This is a genomic window from Streptomyces sp. NPDC005393, assembly GCF_040606675.1.
GTDB lineage: Bacteria > Actinomycetota > Actinomycetes > Streptomycetales > Streptomycetaceae > Streptomyces.
The window spans coordinates 81,535-98,528 of the sequence record NZ_JBEXFG010000011.1; the positions used below are offsets into that span (position 1 = coordinate 81,535).

Below are 16,994 nucleotides of genomic sequence, written 5' to 3' on the forward strand. Positions count from 1 at the left end.
CCGGACTCCGTCCGGGGGCACCCCCTTCTCCGCCCGCGCGGCGACAGCGCGGCTCCCCACCCGGCTGCGGCCCGGCGGCCGCGCGCGCGACGCTCACTGGTGGCCCTCCCCGTCGCCGAAGCGGCGTTCGGTCTCGGTGTGCCTGGCGCGCGCGCACTGGTCCTCGTACAGCTTCGCCCAGGCCTGGATGTGCTTGTTGAACAGGCGGGTGAACACGGCACCGTCGTCGCCGTCCACCTGGAACCGGACCTCGAGGTGGTGAATGGTCACCTTCGGCACGTCGGTCACCTCCCTTGGCTCTGGCGCGACAAGGCGTTCGCCGCGGCGTCCTGCAGGACCTTCGTCAGCCCCTCGTGCGCGATCTCCAGCGACTCGATGGCGATCGCGTTCTGCTCCGCGTGCAGGTCCGGGCCGCTCCACTTGGCGGCGAGCCCGCCATGGAAGGCCCACGCCGCGCCGGGCACCCCGTCCGGGCCGAGCACGATCACCGCGCCGTCGCGGCGGGCGCCCAGCGAGTCGGCGAGCCCGGCCTGGTACCAGGCCCACAGCCCCGGGTCGCGCACCACCCCGCGCTTGAGCGTGATCCGGTTCCACGAGTGGCGCAGCGGCAGTTGGTGGACCGAGTCGTTGCGGCCGCCCTCCGGGTAGCTCGTCACCTCCAGCTGCGCGCCGAGCCCGGTGACCTCCTGGAACGCGCCGGACGCGGCCAGTGGCAGCAGCAGCGCCTGCGCGGGCGGCAGATACGCGTCGCCGGGGTCGAGGGTGACCAGGAAGCGGTATTTGGGCAGCGGATCCAGGGTCATGCCTCGATCACCTCCAGGCCTCGGTCCTGGCCGAGTACGAGACGCAGCCGGATGAACTCCATGGGGACGGCCGGGGCGACCTCGATCTCGCAGACCAGCTGCCCCGGGTCCTGCTCGGGCGGGTTGTTCGTGTCGTCGCACACCACCCGGAACGCCTGCTCGGGCCGGGCGCCGGCGAGCGCCCCGGACCGGAAGGCCGACAGGAGCACGGAGGTCAGCCCCCGCACCAACGTCAGCCGCAGTTCGGGCGAGTTGACGTCGAACACCAGCGGGCTCGCCACCCGCCGGATCGCGCGCACCAGCAGGTGCACCAGCCGGCGGTGCGCGATGTAGCGGGTGCGCGGGTCGGCGGACAGGGTGCGCCCGCCCCACACCATCAGCCCCCGCCCGCGGGTGCACCGGATCAGGTCGATGCCCGCGTCGAACAGCCGGACCTGCTGCGGCTCGGGGTACTCGGCCACGAGGTCGACCGCCTCCAGGATCACGGCGTTGGCGGGCGTGTGGTGCGCCCCCCGCTCGCCGTCGAGGCGGGCGATGACGCCCAGGACGTGCCCGGACGCCGGGACGGTCCGCAGTCCGTGCCCGTCGGGGGTGCGCAGCGGCGGGTGGTAGACGGCGGCGCAGCCGAGCAGCCGGCTGTCGCCCGTGGCCGCCAGGGAGCCCACCCAGTCGACCGCCTCGTCCACGGAGGACAGCCGGGGCGGTACGTCCAGGACGGCGAGGCGGTCGTGCAACGGCTGTACGCTCCGCAGCAGTTCGAGCACCACGTCGGTGTGCGTGGTGCCGGACAGGTCCGCGCCGAGGTCCGGCAGCGCCACCAGCGCCGGTTCCGGCAGTTCGGCCTGTACGGTCACGGCGTCCGCGTACTCGCTGCGGGTGGGCGCCGCGTCGGCGCCGCCCGCGAGCGTCAGGTCCCAGGACATCGAGATCGGGCCGGGCCGCCCCGGCGGCGGTGGCGGCCCGTCCGGGACCAGCCGGATGTAGCGGGACCCGGTCAGCCGGTCGGCCACGTCGGCGAGCGGCAGTCCGGGGAAGGTCTCGGGCGCCTCGCCGGGCATCAAGACCCGTACGCCCACGGTGGGCGGTCCGGCGACCGTGCTGGCCTGGTAACGGATGGCGACGCGCCCGCCGTTGGCCCAGGCTCCGGGGCTGGTGGCGACCACCTGGTAGCGCGTGGCGGCCCATCCGCTCAGCGGACCGACCGTCCACCGTGTCCGGGCCGAGGTGGCCGGCCCGGACACGCGGAGCACCCAGGCGGTGCGGCCGCCGTTCTCGAAGAAGCCGCGCAGTGCGTACGGGGTGGCGAAGGCGCCGTCCGGCGGTCCGAAGGCGCCCACGACGTCGTTCCAGCTCTCCACTCGTACCGGAGTGCCGACCGGGCCCCGGCGGAGCCGGCCCAGGAACGCCGCCACGTCCGTGCGCAGCGGCTCCGTGGCGGAGCCGCGTGGCGCGAACGTAAGGGATACCCCGGGGAGCGCTTCAGCGGCCATGTCAGACGTCGATCTCCAGCTTCTCGACCGCCAGGACGAGCGTCTCCATGGCGATCTCGTTCTTGGTGGCGCTCAGCGTCGGACCGGTGTACTTGGTCGGCCAGCCGCGGTCGAAGTTCCAGCGCATCGCCTCCTGGCGGTTCTCGTCCAGCAGCACGATCGAGCCGGAGGTGCGCCGTACCTTGCCGTTGAGCGCTTCGACCACCCAGGTCCAGAAACCGACGTGGCCGGTGACGCCGCGCTTGAAGGTGAGGTTGGTGAACTTCTTCAGTCCCGGGATCTTGCGGACGGTGATGTCCTCGCTCCCGGTGCGGTACTCGATCGGCGGAACCTCCAGCTCCAGCCCGCTCACCTCGGTGAAGGACCCGCTCACCGCGACCCCGTCGTCGCTGACGTTGGTCACGATGATCTGGAAGTTGTAGGACGCGTACGGATCGTCCCTGGTAACGGGCGGCATGGTGGCCTCTCCTCGGGCACTCAGGCGAGTTGGGTCTCGCGGGTCTTCTGCTGGATCCGGAAGATCACGAACTCCGCCGGGAAGACCGGCGCGACGCCGATGACGCAGATGAGCCGGCCGTTGGCGAGGTCGTCCTCCGTCATCGTGGTGCGGTCGCAGGCGACGAAGAACGCCTCGTCGGCGGTCGTGCCGGCGAGCGCGCCGCTGCGCCAGACCGTGGTGAGGAAGTTCGTGACCGTCTGGCGGACCAGGGCCCACAGCGCCTCGTCGTTCGGCTCGAACACCACCCACTGGGTGCCCTCGTCGATCGACTCCTCCAGGTAGAGGAACAGCCGCCGGACATTGATGTACTTCCACGAGCTGTCCGAGGAGAGCGTGCGCGCGCCCCACACCCGGTGGCCCAGCCCGGGGAAGAACCGCAGCGCGTTGATGCCCTTGGGGTTGAGCAGGTCCTGATGCCGCTTGGTGACGTCCTGGGCGATGCCGTCGGTCAGCCGGATGCCCCGGATGACCGCGTTGGCCGGTGCCTTGTGCACCCCCCGCTCCACGTCCACGCGCGCGTAGACCCCGGCCATGTGGCCCGATGGCGGCACCTCGACGTCGCGGTTGGTCGACGGGTCGCGGGTGACCAGCCACGGGTGGTAGAGCGCCGCGTACTTGGTGTCGAACGGCTCGCGGAACGCCTGGACGCCCTCGATGTCCAGGCCGTCCTGCGGATCGAGGATCGCGAACCGGTCCCTGAGCAGCTCGCAGTGGGTGACCAGGGCCGATTCGACCGTCCCGGACCACACACCCGGCACCGCGCAGACGGCCACCTCGTCGATGTCCTCCAGCCCGGCGATCCCGGTGCGCTTGCCGCTGCCGCCGTCCTCGCCGACGAAGTCGGCCACGCTCAGGCTCCCGTAGGCGTCGTCCCCGTTCGCCAGCGTCAGCCAGGATCCGACCGCGGGCACGGGGAACTTCGTCGGGTCGGTGGACAGGGCGGCCAGAGCCCTCGCCCGCACCAGCTGCGAGCGGCCGGCCAGGGTGGTCACCAGGTTCGCCGGCGCGTCGCCGGTGAGCCGGAGGTTGCGGTACGTCTCCGCCACCACGGCCCCGGACGGGTCGGTGAACCGGGCGTCGACCTGCGCCTCGACCAGGTGCAGCCGATCGGTTTCGAACAACGTCCCGGGCACGTTCCCGTCGAGGGTGACGACGTCCGCGGCGATCGCCTCGACGGTGCGGATGGTCAGGTTGGTGCCATCGTCGAGCTGGACGACGGCGCCCTCGTACAGCCGGCTCGCTCCGCCGACCCGCAGCGTCGGCCCCGCCGAGGTGTTACCCCGGCGCACGCGGCGCACCAGCAGCCCACTCCGCCACGCCTCATGTGCCGTGCCGGACGGCAGGGTCAGCGTGACCTTCCCGTCCGCCGGCTGGCTCACCCGGACCTTGAACCGGCCGGAACCGATCTGCACCCAGACGTCGGGCGGCAGGTCGTCGGGGTCGAGCCCGGTCACCGCGGCGACCTCGACCGTCTCGCTGTCCGCGGCGGCGTCCGCGGCCAGCTGCGTGACGAACAGCGCGCCCTCCTGCGGATCCGGCAGCACCGGCAGCGCGGCTCCGGCCATCGGCTGGATCCGCACCTGGACCGCGCCGCCCCACGAGCCGGGGCTGACGGCGGTGAACTCCAGTGCCTGTTCCGCGCTGCGCGTCCCGATCTGCACGTAGTCGCTGCGGCCCGTCCTGACCTCCGCGGGCAGCGCGGCGTCCAGTTCGATCCGGTGGGCGGGCGCGTCGTAGGCGGCGACACCGGCGGTGTGGATCGACTGCTGGTCGTCGCCGCGGAAGATCTGGATCTGCTGCCCGACGCCGGCGAACCCGATCAGGTGGCCGAGTTCCAGGCGGGTCGCGCCCTTGGCGGCATCACGGGCGACCGGGCTCACCAGGCCGTGGCCCAGCACGCCCGAGGCCGGCCTCGCCTGCCTGCTGGCGACCCGCTTGACGTACAGCCGCTGACCGCCGTTGTCGAAGAAGCCCTTGACCGCCAGCGGGAACAGCCACCAGCGGCCGCCTTCCGCCGGATCGTTCGCCCACGTGTCCCGGACCAGGGCGTCCGGCTCGCGGAGGAACCCGCCGAACGTGTTCTGGAACTCCAGGAAGTTGGTGACCAGCTTGGGCTTGCCGGTGTACGGACCGCGCACGGTGACCCCGGCCATGCCGGCCGTACTGGTGCTCACCCCCGCGATCGGCCGTGGTCCCGCATCGATCTCCTCGATGTAGACCCCGGGGCTCAGATACTCCGCCATGGACGGCTCCTCACTGCTCGCGGATCTCTATGACGTGTCGGCGCTCGGTGTCCTGGGGCAGCCGCACGACCAGCGATCCGGACCGGCCCGGCCGTTCGGTGGCCTGCAGGCGGAATGTCTCCTCGACGGCGTGCTCGTCGGCCTTCTCGCCCTCCCACCGCAGGGCGAGCCGGAAGGCGCCCGCGGCATCGGACAGGGTGCGCTCGTGCCATGGCGTCAGGTCCAGGCTGGTCCGTCCCCGGGCCTCGACCAGCACGTTGGCGATCGGCGCCCCCGTGGCCGCGTCGACCACGGCGCCGTGCACCGTACGCAGACCCGGCGGGTAGGGGAAGGAGACGCTCGGCAGCAGCCGGACCAGCCGCGGCTCGGTCACCACCGCCGGCGGGTGGGCGTCGTCATGCGGGTACACCAGGAACTCGACGCCCACCAGACCGGCCGAGAACGGCTGACCGTCGGCCGGGTACAGCGGCTGGTAGCCGGCGGCCGCGAAGCGGGCCCGGTGGCGCCGCGGCCGGGCCGCCCACGGCTCGCCGCACCTGCCCAGCCCCGGATAGGCGAAGGCAGCGCTGGGTGTGCGCACCGCCACGTCGTCCAGCGGCAGCCAGTCGCCGTCGTCGAACCGGTCCAGCTGGACCGCCACCCCGGCGCCGCGCACCCGCCGGGCGTAGTCGTCGAACGGTATGAACCAGGCCGGGCTGGAGAGCGTCGAACGTTCCAGCGGTACGAAGCGGCTCATGGCATCGCCGCCCCGCTGATGACCCGGCTGTGCACCGGGCGGACCGCCGTCTCGACGGCGGAGTCCAGGTTGACCACGCGGACCTCGTAGTTCAGCGACAGCCGGTACGGCTTCTGAATCGCGTACCAAACCCAGGACTTCTGGTCCAAGGTGAGCGGGGTCAGGCTGAGGTGCAGCGAGTCGGTGCTCGCCGCCAGGCTGCCGGACAGCTGTGCGCCGTCCAGGATCGCGTCGTCGTAGAACGTCTGCAGGGCCCGTCCGAGCATCCGGTGCTGGGTCGCCTGGTCACCGCCCCAGGGGGTGACCAGGTACCGCAGCAGCAGAGCCATCGGCGGCTTGCGGGAGGTCGGTGCGTCGGGTGGCTGGGAGCGCACCGGCGGCCGGTTGCGCGACGTCGGGTCCTCGGCGATCTCGTAAAGGAACACCGTGAGTTTCGGCGGCGGTGTCTGTACCGTCTCGGAGAGGTCGTTGAGTTCCGCGATCGGCGGTTCCACCTGGCTGAGCCCGCGCAGGGCCTGGGTCAAGGTCTCCACGACGACCGTCGAGACGTCGGCGACGACGCCGAAGTCACCCATTCGAATCCTCCCCCGCTCCGCGCTCGAAAGCGTGTACCGAGAGGATGCCGGTCCCGGCGTGGCCGGACCGCGATTCGCGCATCACACGAGCGTCACCAGCCCGTTTTCGCAGCCGGCGATGACGTAGCCGGACACGCACCGACAACGCCGGGGTGACACGGACCAGGCATATTTTCCTTTCATGGAAATCCCCTCAGAGCGGACCGGCGTCCTGATCCTCCGGGTGTGGGTGGAAGACGGCAGGCCGGACGGGTTCCGTGCACGCATCTTGCGGACGGGCGGCCGGCACCAGGCGCCCCCAACCGCGGTGAGCGCGGTCGACGACGTGCTCACCGCCGTGCACGCCTGGCTCGACCAGTTACTCGAGCCGGACAGGTGACGTTCCCGCGACGTTCCGGTGATGCCTGGCCATATAACGTCCTTTACCCCAAAGGCCGAACACACGATCATGATTTGCTCATAACATGGCTTCTGAGCATCCCGATTGCCAGCATGGGATGGGTCGCTGAAGCCAATATCGTCCCGGGGGGCCGATGAGCGCAGAAGGCCACGTCATAACGTTGAGACTGCTCAAAAGCTTCGCGCTATCGGTCGATCACAAACGCGTTCCGATTTCTTCCAGCGCCCAACGCCTCCTCGCGTTCCTCGCCCTGCAGGACATGCCACGAACCCGAACCTACGTGGCCGGAATGCTGTGGCCGGACGTCACGGCGTCCCGCGCCAACGCCAACCTCAGGTCGTCTTTGTGGCGCTCGACGCGAACGGGACATCAGGTCATCGACGCGTCCACGCAGGAACTGGCGATCGCCAAGCAAATCAACGTGGACATACACGCGGCGGCGACGCGCGCGCACCGGCTGCTCGACATGTCACGCCCGTGCGACGACATCCTCACCGCGCAGACGCGGGCGGACCTCTCGGCCGACCTGTTACCCGAGTGGTCGGAGAACGAGTGGGTGCTGATCGAGCAGGAGCAATACCATGAACTCCGGCTGTATGCCTTGGAGGCGATGACCGAACGGCTGACAGCGGCGGGCCGCCACGGCGAGGCCGTCGCTGCCGGGCTCGCCGCCGTACGCGCGGAACCCTTGCGGGAAAGCGCTCATCGCGTACTTATGAACGCGCATCTCGCCGCCGGCAACAGAGGCGCGGCACTGCGGCAATACGAACAATGCCGCCGCGTCCTGCTCGACGAGCTGGGCCTGGAGCCCTCCCAGACGCTGACAAACCTCGTGCCACCTCACTCCGAGGGGGCACCCCGGAGACCCCAGCGCGTCGGATCGTCTGCCGCCCAGCGAGCGATGTCCCGGTAGAAGGCGCGGACGAAGACGAGCGCGTGGCGGTAGCCCGCGCTGGGCCGCGCCCCCCTTCCGGGGTCCCAACGTGCCGGAGCCGGCCCTTATGGGGCTCGGAAAGTCATCGCTGCAGCTTTCGTCAGGAAGCATGATGGGTCGTGTCAGTACGCCTGTCAGCTCTTGCGATGGCTTGCACTGCTTGCTCGGTCAAGTGCGGCGGCCGTACAAGGCTCTGTGAGCACAAGCGTCCCGGGGAAGGCCAAGGCATCGTCCAATGCGTCTGAGATCGCGAGTTCCCGTGCCGATGGCGCCCTGCACGCACCCGCCTGTCCGTACGTCCACGCCACTCGACGCCCGCACGGTATCGTACGTCGAGCAATCCCCCGCACCGGAGGTCATCGTGAGTGCGCAGCCAGACGGCCCGTATGGACCACTGATCCCCATGCCCGACCTCACGCCGGATGCCCTGCGTGCGGCTGTTGCTCGTATCGCTCCCAGCAGGATCCCCGCGCTCACTCAGCACCTGTTCGAAGCAACGACAAACGCACAGGAGACACAGAGCCTCGCCCCCCTGCGCGCTTTCGTCCACTCATGGGCTGTGTTCATCGCCATCGAGCGACATCCGGCACGTGCCGCCCGCCTCCGTGAACTCGAACAGATTGTGGATATGGCCGAACAGGACCCAACGGCTGCCATCGACGAAATTCAGCAGATCCGCAAGGCGGCGGAGGCCGAGGCCGGGCTGCGACCGACTGGACGTGGGAATACAACCCGAGCGAGGAGCACGTCGCCGGCGGACTTGGGCCGGGCGTCGTGGCAGAGGTCGAGCGGCTGGCAACCGAACTCGCCGCGCTTGGGGTCGACGCGGCAAAGGTAGGTCGCCCCTTCGACAGGGAAGGCGGACTCCGAGAATTCGACATTCTCGGCGGACGCGGCTTCATCAACTTCCTCGCAGTAGCACGCCACCACCGCATCTACGTCTGCAACGTCACCTGGCACGGCTGAGTTGCGACCCCGTGGCGGACGTCGGCGGGGTAGCCGGAGCGCTCGTCGAGCAGCGGAAAGGTGTATGGGATGAGCGACGCCCACTCGGTGGTGAGGGGCGGCCCCGTCGGGTGCCGCTGGCCGTCTGGAATCTCACCGCGTTCTTCCGGCAGATGCCGACGGAGCTGGAGAAGGCCGCCAGGTCGACGGGTGCACGCCCGCACAGGCCTTCCGCAAGGTCGTCGTCCCGCTCGCCGCGCCCGGCATCTTCACCACGGCGATCCTCGTTTTCATCTGTGCCTGGAACGAATTCCTCATCGCCGTCAGCGTGGTGAACGACAAGCAGATGATGAACGCCAACGTGATCGTTTCCCTCTTCACCGGACAGTACAAGTACGACCAGCCGTTCGGGACACAGATGGCGGCCGGCGTCGTGGTGACGCTGCCGCTGGTGCTCGCGGTGCTGTTCTTCCAGCGCCGCATCGCGGACGGACTCACCGCAGGAGGACTGAAGTAATTGACCCCGCCGACGAGCACCCGTGCTCCCTTGCAGGCACCGGAGGAGTGGGTGCTGACCACGGACGACAAGCCACCTGACACGCCTGGGCCTCACCCTGGCCACCTGACGAACCATTAGGCAACACAGTCCCACAGGGTTAGACAGGCGACGGCCGTGCTGCAGCGCATGCCACCGCGCTCAGTCAGCTGATACCGCCGGACCCCGAACCGCGTCTGGCCGTTGCAGTCCTCGTTGCGCTTGTGTCCGGCCTGCTCGGCAGCCTCGACGAACGCCGTGGCGAGCGGGTGGTCGGACCGGCCGTCGCTGACCGTCAGCGGCCCACCCACCCCGTGCCACTCGTCCTCGCCTCGCTTCCTGGGCGGTGTCGGGACCGCCCGCCTCGATCAGCGCCACTTGGACGCCGGGATCTTCGGACAGCCGCGCCGCCGGCACACAGCCCGCGGACCCGGCACCGACGATGACATAGGCGTATGCAGTCATCCAGTCTCCGGTGACCGACGAGGACACGGACTGAGCGAACGCTCCAGGCCCAATCCGCGGTGAAATACGCAGACCCGGATGTTTGCGCCGCCGACGCGACCGGGGCCATGGGCAGTGGCCGACAATAACACCGCACTCTTCGTGCCCGTGCACAATTGCGGGGTCTACCATCTGCGCATGACCATGCCGCCCAGCGCTGAGACGCGCATGACCGATCTGCTCGACCGGCTCCTGGGCCCGGTGGACTCGCTGACCGACGAACTGACCGCAGAGATCCTCAACGGCGAGCACTCGTACGCCGAGAGCACGCTGCTGAGCCATGAGCAGCTGCGGACCGCTGTGCACGACAACCTGTGCACACTGCTCATGGCCTTGAAAAACGGGGGTGTGCCCACCAACATGGACGCCCCGCGGGCGGCAGGCCGCCTCAAGGCCGAACGAGGCATCCCCCTGGCCGCCCTGCTGCATGCCTTCCGCCTCGGCGGGCGGTTCATCTGGGACCGGCTGCTGGCCATGGCCCTCGACCAGGACAGCGCCACCTGGCTGCTGCACAGAGCCTCGGACGTCTGGGTGATCATCGACGAGTGCTCCAGCGCCGCTGCCGATGCCTACCGCACCGCGGTGGAGGAACAGGCACGCCGCGATGCCTCCGCACGCAGCGTCATGCTCACAACGCTGCTCGACGGCACCGCGGGGAACAGCTCCAGCGCCTGGGAGGTCATGCGGGTCCTGCGGCTGGACCGCAAAGGACCCTTCCTGGTGGTATGCGCCGAGATCAACGACGGCGCCGATCCCCTGCCGGCGGTCGAGGGACAGCTGCGGGCGGTCGACATCAATTCCGAGTGGATCCACGGGGCAGGCAGCCTGCTCGGCCTCCTCGCCCTCCCGAACGAGCACATGGCCGTGGCGGTGGAGGAACGGCTCGACGGCATCGCGCTCTCCCGCGTCGGCATCAGCCGGTCCTTCACTTCACCCATAGACGCGCCGAACGCTCGGCGGGAGGCCCAACTGGCGGCCAAGTGCCTGCCCCCAGGGGCCCCCGGCACACACATCTACGGCAGCTCACCGATAGCCCTGCTCGCGGCGACCTCACCCGACGCCGCTTCCGAGGTGGCCCATACGGTCTTCGGGCCGCTGCTCACCCTGCCGACGGCGGAACGAGCCGTCCTGCTGGACACCTTGGACATCTGGTTCACCGCCGGCGGCTCGACCACACGGGCCGCCGAGCACCTGCACTGCCACCGCAACACCGTCCTGTACCGGCTCAACAGGATCACCGAACTGACCGGCCGGCGAACCAGCGATGCGGACTCCTCCGCGGAGCTGTACGTTGCCCTGCAGGCCGCGCGTCTGGGCACCATCCCGGGATGAGGCCTCGACCGGCATGGACACCGGTACGCGCAGCCCACCCCGACACGCCAGTCCCGCCCCGAGCGAGGTGCTTTGTGCGGGCTCCCGGCTGAATGCGGAGCAGCGAGCGGCGCGGCCCGGCCGGTCGGCGCACGGACGACGCGCTGGGTAGGCAGCCGCAGCGTGCGGAGGCACTGGCGGTCGCCTGTGATGGCATTGGGTAACAGCTCCAGGCCGAGGGAGCCGGCGCAGGCGATCATGGCACCGCGATGCTGCACAGACAGGGAAGCCCTGGCGAGCGCGGTGTCGTCCACCCAGTACGACGCTGAGGTCCTCCCGGAGCGCAGGCCAAGCGGACGCGCTCCGGCGATCACACCGAAGGCCGGCGCGGCGCAATCTTCTGGTGGGCGGGGAACTGGCCGACGCGGCACTCGCAGATCAGCCGGCCTCGGTCCAGGACGTGGAGGAGCTGGTGTTCCGGCACGGTACCGGCCGAGGGGGCACGGGCGTCAGCATGCCTGTCCGTGTCTCCTCATTCGAATGCCGGATTCCGTTTGTGATCGCGCACAATCTGCTGCCCTCTTCGCTGGTGCTCGGCCCAAAGACCGGGAATGTATGCGGTTCTAGGCTCTGGTCCGCTCGCCGATGGGGAGCCCGACAACTGGTTGTGCCCAGTGCTCCCTGCCGCGCTTGTCCCGGGAATCACCTGTCTGCCGATCTCGAGAGCGGACGACTGGGCTAAGGAAAGGAATGCGCAATGACCGACGTCCCTGCCAGGGGTGGCCGCACCACTGGACGCGGGGAGCGCGCGCAGCTCGGCCGCCGCGCGTTCATTGGCTATGTGCTGGGCGGAGCCACGCTTGCCGTGGCCGCCGACCTCCGGCTGGGCACACCTGCCTACGCCGTGGTGCCCTCGGCGCCCCAGACCCCGGAGCTGTACGACCTTGAGGATCTGCAGACCGACGCCGCGCGCCCCACATCCGCGCTGATCAAGATCGTACTCAACGAGGACGGCACCGCATCGTTCGAGCTTCCGCGGATGGAAGTTGGCCAGGGAATCACCACCTCGACAGCGATGATCATCGCTGAGGAGCTCGACCTGCCGGTCGACAAGGTGCACGTGACGTTGGCGCCGGCCCGCCCCGAGTTGGTGTTCAACCAGCTTACCGGCGGATCAAACACCACGGTCTCAACCTTTACCCCTGTACGTGTCGCCGCGGCGATCGCCAGGAAAGCGCTGCTGGAAGCCGCGGCGATCGAGCTCGGGTCGGCAGTGGCGCTGCTGAAGTCCAAGGAAGGAGTGATCGTCGCGCCTGACGGGTCGTCACTGACTTATGGCTCGCTGGCCACCAAAGCGGCCAGCCGCACCGTCAAGGCGGTGGAGGTCGAGCTGAAGCCCGCTTCGAGCTTCTCGGTGATCGGCAAGCCCTACGGGCGGGAGGACGCCCGACGTGCGGTCACCGGGCGGAAGCAGTTCACGATGGACCTTCAGGTGCCAGAGGCGCTGCCGACCATGGTCTGCCGTCCGCCCACACTGAACGGATCGCCGAAGTCGGTGCGCAACAGCGCCACGGTGCTTGCCATGCCGGGCGTAACGGATGTGGCGAAGGTCGACACAGGAGTCGCCGTACGTGCGGAGACGTTCGGGCAGTGCATCGACGCGGTGCGTGCGCTCGACGTGGAGTGGGAACCGGGCCCGGTGGAGGGCGAGTCCGACAAGACGATCCTGGCCCGGCTGAGCAAGGCCGAGCTGCCGCTGGCGGTCCCGAAAGTCCCGCTGCTGGCGGGCAAGGTAGAGGCGGACTTCACCTTCATGTTCCGCAGCAGCGCCGCGCTCGAGCCGAACTGTGCGATCGCCGACGTCCGGTCGGACCGTGCGACGGTGTGGGCGGGACTGAAGTCGCCGATCGTCGCGCAAGGTGACATCGCCAAGGCCGTCGGGCTGCCGCAGAACGCGGTCACCGTCAACGTTGTGACCGGCGGAGGGTCGTTCGGACACAAGCTCTTCGGTGACGCCGCCATCGAGGCCGCCAAGATCTCCAAGGTGATGGGCAAGCCGGTCAAGCTGATGTGGCATCGTGCCGACGAGCCTCGGCAAGGGCGGGTGCACCCCATGGCGAGGTCGCGGATCCGGGCTACGTACCTGGCCGGGGAGGTGCTGACCTTCGAACAGCGGCATACCAGTGTAGTCACCGACTTCAGCCACGGACTCGGCGAGATGGTCACGGCGATGGCCGACAGGCTGCCCACCGGGCTCGGCGGACTGGGGTTCTCCGAGAGCATCTTCACGCTGACCCAGGAACTTCCCTACAACTTCGGCGCCGTCACCCAGCTGCTCAACGAGACCGACACGCGCTTCAACACCGGAAGCATGCGCAACATCTACTCGCCGGATGTGGCGTGTGCCAATGAACTGGTGGTCGACCAGCTCGCCCGGAAGATGGGCAAGGATCCGCTGGCATTCCGGCTTGCCGTCCTCAAGAACGACCGGGTCAAGGCGGTGCTCCAGAAGGTCGCTGACGTGGGGAAGTGGGGCAGGTCGATGCCCGCCGGGACGGCGCAGGGCATCGCGATCCACAGCGAATACAAGGGAGCGACCGCGGTGCTCGTCGAGATCGACTGTCGACCCGAGACCGTGAACCGCAAGATCAACAACGCGGTGACCGGGCCCCGGGTGACCAAGGCGGTGATCGCCGTGGACGCCGGACTGGTGATCAACCCCAAGGGCCTCGAGGCCCAGATGCTGGGTGGTGTCGCGGACGGGATCGCACTCGCCCTCACCAGCAGCCTCCACCTGCGCGACGGGCGCTTCCTCGAAGCCAGCTGGGACAACTACTTCTACACCCGGCAGTGGAACGTCCCCTTTGACTTCGAGTGCATCGTGATGCCTTCTGACTCCGAGCAACCCGGTGGTGCGGGCGAAGCCGGGGTGGCCGCATCCGTGGCCGCGGTCGCGTGCGCCTACGCCCGTGCGACCGGCACGATGCCCACACGGTTCCCGATCAACCACGACACGCTGTCCTTCGAGGTCAAGTCCTTCATCCCACCCGTTCCCGAGTCGCCGTCCGACGGCCTGAGCCACACCTACTGAGGAGCGCACCATGAGCACGCACACCTTCATCCTCAACGGCAAGCGCGTCACCGTCGACGTCGATAACAACGTTCGGTTGCTGTGGGTCCTGCGTGACGTACTGGGCGTCACCGGACCGAAGTACGGCTGTGGCATCAACGTCTGCAAGGCCTGCACGTCCCACTTCAACGGCAAGGCCTTCAACCCTTGCTCTGTGAAGGTCGAGGACGTGGGGCCGGACGACGAGATCACCACCATCGAAGGCCTGCCCGCCCCGGTCGGCGCAGACCTGCACCCCATGCAGGAGGCCTGGCTGGAGTACGACGTGGCGCAGTGCGGCTACTGCCAGCCCGGGCAGATCATGGCGGCGGTGGCCAAGGTCAAGCAAGCACGGGCTGCCGGTCATGAGATCGGCGACTCCGATCTCGACGAGATCCGGAACATCTGCCGCTGCGGTACATACAACCGCATCCGGGAGGCGATCAAGGCGGGCGCTGCGAACATGTGACCCGCCCCTGCCCCGAGTGCGCGCCGCACAGGGCAAGACGCGCACCTGCGCCAGCTTCGCGGGCAGACGTGCATATGTACTGGCGGACCATCAAGGGCCTCCCTCACAGTCGGCAAGGCCCTGCGCCCGAGCAGGCCTGGCGTGCGGCGTCGCACGGTGCGGCGGCCAGGCCGGACGGATCACGGCCGCCGTCGCAGCAGTCAGTGAACGCCGCCGGCGGCCACGAGATCGACGACGCCGACCTCGATGAGAGCGGATGCGGTGGTCGTCGACTGGCCGCACCGCTACCTGGAGTCGCAGGCGTTGGACGGACGCAGCGTGATCTGCGTGCTCACCCACGACGCCAAGTTCGACGTCCCGCTTTTGCAGCGGGCTTTGCGGCTACCGATCGCCTACATCGGCGCGATGGGCTCGCGTCGAACCCACCTGCAACGGCTGGAGCTGCTCGGGGAGTGACCGCCCCGTGATCCAGAGAAAACATCCAGCTCAGCTGCCGTGGTGGCCGCCCGCCGAAGTTCGACAAGGCGGACCGCGAGCGTCCGCCCCGGTGACCGTCTTCGGCATCCCGCACCGCCTCACGCGACTGCGCCATTGGAGGGGATCGAGCGACCGCCATTGGGCCGAGCGGACCAATTTCAGCGTTCCTATACGACTTCTTCGCGGTTTTTCTTGTTAGATCTAATTGCCAGTTGATTTTCCGACTGCCACTCATTCGGAGGAATTATGCAGATCAAGAAGAAGGCGGCCTTTCTCGCCGCAACCGCCGGCACCCTGGTGCTCCTCGGGGCCGGCACCGCGGCCGCCCACGGTGGCGAAGAGGAAGTTGCGACTCCCAGCACTGTCCAGACGTGCAGCGTCAACACCGGCGACATCTCCTTCACCTCAGGTGACACCAAGGCCGGGGACGTCGGGGAGAACTCCCCCTTCGGTAACAACGCGGTCGTCATCAGCGTCAGCTGTTTCAACACTCCCGGCTAACACCTGGAGCGGCTTCGGCGACCACCGTCACTGAGCCAGGGCGTTCCCCTCAGCCCCTCCCGGGTTGAGGGGAACGCGGCACTCACCGCCGTACCCGGATCAGCGCATGGGTGCCGCTCGTACGCCAGGTGTCTTCCTGGGCGTCCAGCGCGGCCACCGTCGGCGCGTCGAGGTCCGCGACTCCCTACCTGTGCCGCTCGAAAACACGATTCCGTGTCGTGGGTGGTGGCGATGCAGCTCGGTCAGGCGGCGTGGTGGTGCTCGTTGCTCAAACCACCCAGGATGGGATGTCGTCGGAGTCGGTTGGCTTGAAGGTCGGTGACGGTGGCTGGGGTGGGCGGTTCGGCGCTTTGCGGGGGTAGTTGTTGACGGGACTGAGGTGGGCGGTGTTGGTTGTAGTGCCGGACGTACTCGGCGAGCACGGCGTGGGCCTGGGCCTCGTTGTAGATCAGGATCCGGTCGAGAATCTCGCGGCGTAGGGGCCCACGGCTCTTTCGCAGATCGCATTCGCTTTCGGTGCCCGGGGCGGGCTGAGCAGGACTTCCACCTCGTCGGCTGCGAAGACGGCGTCGAAGGAACGGGTGTACTTGGTATCCCGGTCCCGGATGAGGAAGCGCAGCGAGTCCATGCGGCACCCCATGGTAATGGCGAGATTCCTCGCCTGCTGGGCGGTCCACTGGGCCGTGGGGTGGGCGGTGACACCGGCGAGGTGGACGCGCCTGGTGCCGTGCTCGATGAAGACCAGGGCGTACAGGCGCCTGAGTGACACGGTGTCGAGGTGCACGAAGTCGGCGGCGATGATGCCCTGGGCCCGGGCGGTGAGGAACTTGCCCGGGTCGGGCCGGAGCGCTGCGGTGCGGGGTCGAGGCCGGCGGCCTGCAGGATTCCCCACACGGTGGGAGGCCATCGGGTAGCCGAGCCGAGCGAGTTCGCCCTGTATCCGCCTGTGGCCCCACGTGCGGTTCTCCCGGGCCAAGCGCAGGATGAGTTGCTTGACGATAGGCGCGGTGGAGGTCTACCAGGGCGACGGCGCGGTGGGAACGTCCACTTCCGGGCGATGTTGCCGGTGCCAGACCAGCGGAGTTGTGGGGGTGACCGCGAAGACCTGGCACCAGCGCCCGCGCGGGACCAACCGGGAGAGGACGGCGAGCCAGAGCCGATCGGCCGGCTCGTACCGGACCCGGGCGATCTGACGGCGCAGCACCGCGTTCACATGCCGCAGCGCCAACACCTCCGCATCCTTGGCCATGCGACCGCGCAACACGGCAGCGGGCATCTCGATCAGATTCCGAACCAGCGCGCAGACGACCGACAGCGACATCCACAGATCGTCCCAGACCTGTCAGACCTGTCGAGGCCGAGTCGCCAGGATCAGCAACATGCAGGCCACAGCGCCGAATCGTGTTTTCGAGCGGGACACGCCGACAGGAACGCCGAAGGGTCCTCGAGGGATTGGGGATCCC

15 protein-coding genes and 4 pseudogenes are annotated in these 16,994 nt (G+C 68.9%); 10 read left to right on the forward strand and 9 right to left on the reverse strand.

Annotated elements, in window-relative coordinates:
• Window positions 1-93: 93 nt before the first annotated feature.
• Genes ABZS71_RS12775 through ABZS71_RS12805 form a run of 7 tightly spaced genes read right to left on the reverse strand, consistent with a single transcriptional unit; the run spans window position 94 to window position 6,346 of the window.
• Window positions 94-288 carry a putative phage tail protein gene (locus ABZS71_RS12775; protein WP_356209410.1) on the reverse strand — a complete coding sequence of 65 codons (195 nt, stop codon included), beginning with the start codon at window positions 286-288 and terminating at the stop codon, window positions 94-96.
• The gene (locus ABZS71_RS12780; protein ID WP_355851618.1) at window positions 285-803 is read right to left on the reverse strand and encodes a phage tail protein; all 519 of its coding nucleotides are present in this window, start codon (window positions 801-803) and stop codon (window positions 285-287) included. Before ABZS71_RS12780 ends, ABZS71_RS12775 begins: the two co-directional genes overlap by 4 nt.
• Complete coding sequence (locus tag ABZS71_RS12785) at window positions 800-2,293, reverse strand: phage tail sheath subtilisin-like domain-containing protein (protein WP_356209413.1); 1,494 nt, start codon at window positions 2,291-2,293, stop codon at window positions 800-802. Before ABZS71_RS12785 ends, ABZS71_RS12780 begins: the two co-directional genes overlap by 4 nt.
• Window position 2,294: 1 nt before the next feature.
• Complete coding sequence (locus ABZS71_RS12790) at window positions 2,295-2,750, reverse strand: phage tail protein (RefSeq protein ID WP_355851613.1); 456 nt, start codon at window positions 2,748-2,750, stop codon at window positions 2,295-2,297.
• A 20-nt stretch (window positions 2,751-2,770) separates the two neighbouring features.
• On the reverse strand, window positions 2,771-5,035 hold the full coding sequence (locus tag ABZS71_RS12795) for a phage tail sheath C-terminal domain-containing protein (RefSeq protein WP_356209416.1): 2,265 nt from the start codon (window positions 5,033-5,035) through the stop codon (window positions 2,771-2,773).
• Window positions 5,036-5,045: 10 nt separating this feature from the next.
• On the reverse strand, window positions 5,046-5,771 hold the full coding sequence (locus ABZS71_RS12800) for a carboxypeptidase-like regulatory domain-containing protein (RefSeq protein WP_355851608.1): 726 nt from the start codon (window positions 5,769-5,771) through the stop codon (window positions 5,046-5,048).
• Window positions 5,768-6,346 (reverse strand): DUF4255 domain-containing protein, encoded by a 579-nt coding sequence (locus tag ABZS71_RS12805; RefSeq protein WP_356209419.1) that lies wholly within the window; start codon window positions 6,344-6,346, stop codon window positions 5,768-5,770. Before ABZS71_RS12805 ends, ABZS71_RS12800 begins: the two co-directional genes overlap by 4 nt.
• A gap of 181 nt (window positions 6,347-6,527) precedes the next feature.
• Between ABZS71_RS12805 and ABZS71_RS12810 the strand changes: the two genes are divergently transcribed.
• From ABZS71_RS12810 to ABZS71_RS12830, 5 genes and pseudogenes are all read left to right on the forward strand, one after another.
• Window positions 6,528-6,725 carry a hypothetical protein gene (locus ABZS71_RS12810; protein ID WP_355851602.1) on the forward strand — a complete coding sequence of 66 codons (198 nt, stop codon included), beginning with the start codon at window positions 6,528-6,530 and terminating at the stop codon, window positions 6,723-6,725.
• 154 nt (window positions 6,726-6,879) lie between these two features.
• A complete protein-coding gene (locus ABZS71_RS12815; RefSeq protein ID WP_356209421.1) occupies window positions 6,880-7,659 on the forward strand; it encodes a BTAD domain-containing putative transcriptional regulator in 780 nt (259 codons plus the stop codon).
• 382 nt (window positions 7,660-8,041) lie between these two features.
• Window positions 8,042-8,386 (forward strand): annotated as a pseudogene (locus tag ABZS71_RS12820) (hypothetical protein); the annotation flags it as partial.
• 68 nt (window positions 8,387-8,454) lie between these two features.
• Window positions 8,455-8,646 carry a hypothetical protein gene (locus ABZS71_RS12825; protein ID WP_356209567.1) on the forward strand — a complete coding sequence of 64 codons (192 nt, stop codon included), beginning with the start codon at window positions 8,455-8,457 and terminating at the stop codon, window positions 8,644-8,646.
• 124 nt (window positions 8,647-8,770) lie between these two features.
• On the forward strand, window positions 8,771-9,142 hold the full coding sequence (locus ABZS71_RS12830) for an ABC transporter permease subunit (RefSeq protein ID WP_356209549.1): 372 nt from the start codon (window positions 8,771-8,773) through the stop codon (window positions 9,140-9,142).
• Between the two features lie 363 nt (window positions 9,143-9,505).
• Here the strand turns inward: ABZS71_RS12830 and ABZS71_RS12835 are convergent.
• A pseudogene (locus ABZS71_RS12835) lies at window positions 9,506-9,625 on the reverse strand (NAD(P)-binding protein); the annotation flags it as partial.
• A gap of 177 nt (window positions 9,626-9,802) precedes the next feature.
• On the opposite strand from ABZS71_RS12835, the gene ABZS71_RS12840 reads away from it, so the two are divergent.
• The 5 genes and pseudogenes from ABZS71_RS12840 to ABZS71_RS12860 all read left to right on the forward strand — a co-directional run bounded on the left by ABZS71_RS12840 (window position 9,803) and on the right by ABZS71_RS12860 (window position 15,531).
• On the forward strand, window positions 9,803-10,996 hold the full coding sequence (locus tag ABZS71_RS12840) for a helix-turn-helix domain-containing protein (protein WP_356209423.1): 1,194 nt from the start codon (window positions 9,803-9,805) through the stop codon (window positions 10,994-10,996).
• A 736-nt stretch (window positions 10,997-11,732) separates the two neighbouring features.
• Window positions 11,733-14,066 carry a molybdopterin cofactor-binding domain-containing protein gene (locus ABZS71_RS12845; RefSeq protein WP_356209425.1) on the forward strand — a complete coding sequence of 778 codons (2,334 nt, stop codon included), beginning with the start codon at window positions 11,733-11,735 and terminating at the stop codon, window positions 14,064-14,066.
• Window positions 14,067-14,076: 10 nt separating this feature from the next.
• Window positions 14,077-14,553, forward strand: a complete 477-nt coding sequence (locus ABZS71_RS12850) for a (2Fe-2S)-binding protein (RefSeq protein WP_356209428.1) — start codon at window positions 14,077-14,079, stop codon at window positions 14,551-14,553.
• A 252-nt stretch (window positions 14,554-14,805) separates the two neighbouring features.
• Window positions 14,806-15,006 (forward strand): annotated as a pseudogene (locus ABZS71_RS12855) (XdhC family protein); the annotation flags it as partial.
• A 270-nt stretch (window positions 15,007-15,276) separates the two neighbouring features.
• Entirely contained in the window at window positions 15,277-15,531 is a 255-nt protein-coding gene (locus ABZS71_RS12860) for a hypothetical protein (protein ID WP_356209430.1), read from the forward strand.
• 242 nt (window positions 15,532-15,773) lie between these two features.
• Here the strand turns inward: ABZS71_RS12860 and ABZS71_RS12865 are convergent.
• Window positions 15,774-16,852: pseudogene (locus tag ABZS71_RS12865) on the reverse strand (integrase core domain-containing protein).
• Window positions 16,853-16,994 lie beyond the last annotated feature (142 nt).